Source organism: Vibrio sp. 10N.222.48.A3 (assembly GCF_041475345.1).
Taxonomy (GTDB): Bacteria; Pseudomonadota; Gammaproteobacteria; order Enterobacterales; family Vibrionaceae; genus Vibrio; species Vibrio tasmaniensis_A.
Genome location: NZ_JBFRVX010000699.1, coordinates 1 through 3,878, shown reverse-complemented (window position 1 = coordinate 3,878; position 3,878 = coordinate 1). Strand labels below are relative to the sequence as shown.

Sequence of the window (3,878 nt, the reverse complement as noted above, 5' to 3'; positions counted from 1 at the left end):
ATGGTGAAAGTAACCCCATTCTAAGTTTTAGAATGGGGTTGTTTTTTCTGGGTGGGTATCGAAAGTTATCTGGTGGTGGTTTCTAGTACATGGGTAAATCTATCCCACGATTTCTGGTCAGCTTCTTGTTGATAGTTGTTTGAGCCGAATACGGTAAAGGCATGTGGCGCACCACTGTAGGTGATCATTTCATGCGGAACCTTGCTTGATTCAAGTTGAGCTGCGAGGCTTCCAAAGTCGTGCATTGAGATCATGGCGTCTGCTGTACCATGGAACACGACAACTGGAGCTTTTGTCTCAGAGTAGTCTTGTCCTTTAGGTGTCGATAAACCGCCATGGAAGGTGACATAAGCTTTCGATGGGATGCCAGCACGAGCGGCTTCTAAAACGGCTGCGCCACCAAAACAGTAACCCATTATCACGTTGTTATCTAAGTTACCACCAAGCCTTTTCGCTTCCATCGCTCCCGCATTAAGTAGTGCCCGCATTTTTTCTCTGTCTTTATACAACTCGCCTGTGTGTTGTTTTTTGTCTTTCACTTCGGTAGGGCGAATGCCTTTACCAAATAGGTCGATGGCGAACACGTTGTAACCGAGTTCGTTGAGCATCTCAGAACGTTTCTTTTCGTAATCAGTTAAGCCATCCCAATCGTGAATTAGCAGCACCAAAGGCGCTTGGTCACTGGCTTCACTCCAATAACCTTCGTAATCCATACCATCGACTTGGTAAGTGATGTTTTCTCCTGAAATCGCAGAGAAGGGCAGTAAAACTGAAAACAGGCCGAGCGTAGTGATTGTTCGCATGCGTGATTCCTTTCGATGACAATTGATGTTCCAATCGAAAGTATAGATAACGCGATGATTCTCGCCAGATTTCAGTTTATAACTTGAATAGCTAAACTGGAGAATAAAGGAAAAAAATTACCAAGATGTGTTGGTTTTGCTAATGCTCATCTCCGGATACTTCCGCTGATAGCGCGGCAACATCGATTCATTGCCTAAGATGCCGCCTTGATGAATATAGATGATGGTCTTAGTTGGGTTGTCTTGTTGCCACTGTACTAAGCATTGCCACATCAAAGGGTCATAGAGCAGGTCAAACTCAATGTCAGTTTGCTCTTGCAGGTCTAACCAAGTTTGATAATCCTGCTGATACAACTTACCAAAATGGTGTTTGGTTTTGAGCGGTAAAATCTGTGGGTGATCGGATTCGCCAAGTTCATCGAATTGCTGAGTTAAATAGTCATTACCACCTACACACGCACAGGTTAACACCGGGATATTGTGTACTTTTAAATGCTTATGTAGATACAGAGCCGTACTGCCTGTACCAGCGGGTAGTGCCACCACAAAATCGTGTTTGTTTTCGAAGCGCGTCCAGCTGAGTATTTCCATCGCCAGTTGCTTCACGCCATATTCAGAAAGCTGAGAACGTCCACCTTCAGGTAACACAATACAATCGGAACCTGGTTGCCTTATTTGTCCAATATACGCTTGTGGATGAAGCTCAGAGCCTGTTTCTTTGACTGAAATAACCTTAGCCCCAAGATCGATAGCGCCACGGTAGTTGCCGAGTGGGCGTTCTTGTAGCCATTGAGGAAGGTGGTCGACGTAAAACTCAAGCGTCCAGCCTCTGATTTTTGCAAGTGCGGCTAGCGAGAACAAGGAGTTAGCTTGAGCGGACCCATAGCTTATTAGAGTGGTGGTGTTTGGGTGATCGTCTTCCAGTAGCTTCATGAACTTTCTGGCTTTGTTGCCGCAAAAGTGGGAGTGAAGCTTATCGTCTCGCTTTAAGAAAAAGGTGTGATCGTTGTATTGATGCTGAGTTACAGGGCTATTATTTAGTTTCATCGCACTTAGACAAAATGCTGACTCAAGAGCCAGCATTTTTAAATCAAAAAGGACTACTGAGTATCTAGTAGCTAGCGAGCGCTGTAAACCAACTAAATCAAGTTTTCATAGGGTATTGAGCTTCGTATTACGAGTTTGCTTGCTTTAATGTGGATAAGGAGGAATCTGTCTGAAAGGCGATTCTTGCAGTACACCCTCCAGAGTTGCGATTGACCAACTCAAAGTCCCAATGGAATCGCTGGCACAAGTCGTCGACAATCAATAAACCTAATCCATGACCATTCGGATTGTACTGTTCCTGAAGGCCTTCTCCTTGGTCTTCAATTACCAGGTTGTCTTGTGAGAGAGTGATGCTCACTGTGCCACTATTGGTCGCTGCAATCGCATTTCTCAACAAGTTGCCAACCAACATGTTCATGATCGCACTGGTGGCTTGAATTATAGGCTCAGATTGAACGAGTAGGGATATTTCGACTGCTTTCTCATTTGCTTGTAACGTATTTTTGGAAACGATGGTCTCTAATTCTTGCTGGCTAAACAAGCGCAGCGGTGCATCGTCACTATTTCTTTCGTAACGAACTAGGCCAAGCAGGGCATCGACCATCTCAGACATCTGAACAATGGCTTCATCAATGCGTTCAACCTGCCGAGATTGAAACTCGGTTGTTTCGCTTCTCAATAGCAATTTATTCGCACCACGAGCAACGGTTAGTGGTGTTCTTAACTCATGGCTTGAGTATCGAGCAAAGGCTTGTTCACGCTTGACCAAGGAATTGATTTCTCGACGATACTGATTCAGTTGATCGGTTAGCTGACGAAATTCAACTGCCGCATCATCACTCACACCGAACTCTTCGTTGAGATTGAGTTTATTCGACTCAAGTTGCTCAGACAGAGAGTTGAATGGTTCAATCAGTCGTTTTGACAGTCGATAGAGCAGAGCACCAAAACTAAAAATTAAGATAGAAAGTAACGTGAGCACAAAGGCGGTCGCGTACACAAGTTCAGAAATAGCAAATTCAACACGGTCTATTTCGGAAAGTAGGATTATTGGGTGGGTTTTTCCTTTGTCAGAATACTCGCCAACATAGACCATTCTTGACTCTGGCTCTTCGCCGATCTCTCCGAGAAAGCTCTCTTTATTTGCAATGAGCTTATAATATTCGGGAGGTACGAATGACGGGTCGTTATAGGCGACGGTCAGATCATCAATTCTTAACTCACCACTTTCTCCGGCTTGAAATAGCTCGACGGCGTAATTGCGGTCAATCAAGATGCGTCTTTCACCGACCCGGTCTTCAGACATGTAGAGCGCGACAATAAAAACGACATAGACGAACGCAGACACAATCACGGCCATTAGCCCAAAGAAAACAGCTAAGCGGCCGGTGAGGGTTTTAGTGCTTGTCAGAAAGTTGGAAATCAATTAGATGACTCCAAGCGGAATCCTATTTTAGGAACCGTAATCAACATTTGACTGTCAAAAGGCTTGTCGAGTTGATTTCGTAATTGATAGATGTGACTGCGCAGCACATCATTATTGGGTTCATCTTCTTCCCATAATTTGTAGGAGATATCTTCACGAGTCACCACTTCCGGTGCGTTTTGGCAGAGCATCTCAAGTATGGTGTAAGTGGTTGGGTTTAGCGCAAGAAGCTTATCTTGGCGGTAAGCTTTACGGGTTTTTTGGTCGATGGTGAGTTCACCGAACTGAAGTTTTGAAGAGGCTACTTTTCCGCGGTAACGACGAACTAGTGCGTTCATTCTTGCTTCTAAAATATCCAAATCAAAAGGCTTGGTTAGATAGTCATCGGCACCATGCTCAAACCCTTTCAACATATCATCGCGGCTATCTAGCGCGGTCAGCATCAAAATAGGTGTCGCGTTGCCTTGGTCTCGCAGTTTATTACAAACCGTGAGGCCGTCCATTCTTGGCAACATCAGATCCAATATGATGATATCAAATGAGTTTTCCAACGCGAGTTGCAGGCCGAGTTCGCCGTTGTCCGCATAATCGAGTTCCATACC

At 44.7% G+C, this 3,878-nt stretch carries 4 protein-coding genes; all 4 read right to left on the bottom strand.

Going from position 1 to position 3,878, the window contains the following annotated elements:
* Positions 1 to 65 precede the first annotated feature (65 nt).
* Positions 66 to 803 carry a dienelactone hydrolase family protein gene (locus AB4653_RS18595; RefSeq protein ID WP_009846412.1) on the bottom strand — a complete coding sequence of 246 codons (738 nt, stop codon included), beginning with the start codon at positions 801 to 803 and terminating at the stop codon, positions 66 to 68.
* Positions 804 to 920: 117 nt separating this feature from the next.
* Positions 921 to 1,850: a pyridoxal-phosphate dependent enzyme gene (locus tag AB4653_RS18590; RefSeq protein WP_032555228.1), complete on the bottom strand. Its 930-nt coding sequence runs from the start codon at positions 1,848 to 1,850 to the stop codon at positions 921 to 923.
* 127 nt (positions 1,851 to 1,977) lie between these two features.
* A complete protein-coding gene (locus AB4653_RS18585) occupies positions 1,978 to 3,276 on the bottom strand; it encodes a HAMP domain-containing sensor histidine kinase (RefSeq protein WP_009846414.1) in 1,299 nt (432 codons plus the stop codon).
* Positions 3,273 to 3,878, bottom strand: a 606-nt coding sequence (locus AB4653_RS18580; protein ID WP_372104955.1) for a response regulator transcription factor, incomplete at its 5' end; no start/stop codon positions are given. The genes AB4653_RS18580 and AB4653_RS18585, both read right to left, overlap by 4 nt.

Excerpts from the sequence above, each read along its gene's own strand:
- AB4653_RS18595 (WP_009846412.1), bottom strand. The coding sequence starts at position 803 with ATGCGAACAATCACTACGCTCGGCCTGTTTTCAGTTTTACTGCCCTTC.
- AB4653_RS18590 (WP_032555228.1), bottom strand. The coding sequence starts at position 1,850 with ATGAAACTAAATAATAGCCCTGTAACTCAGCATCAATACAACGATCAC.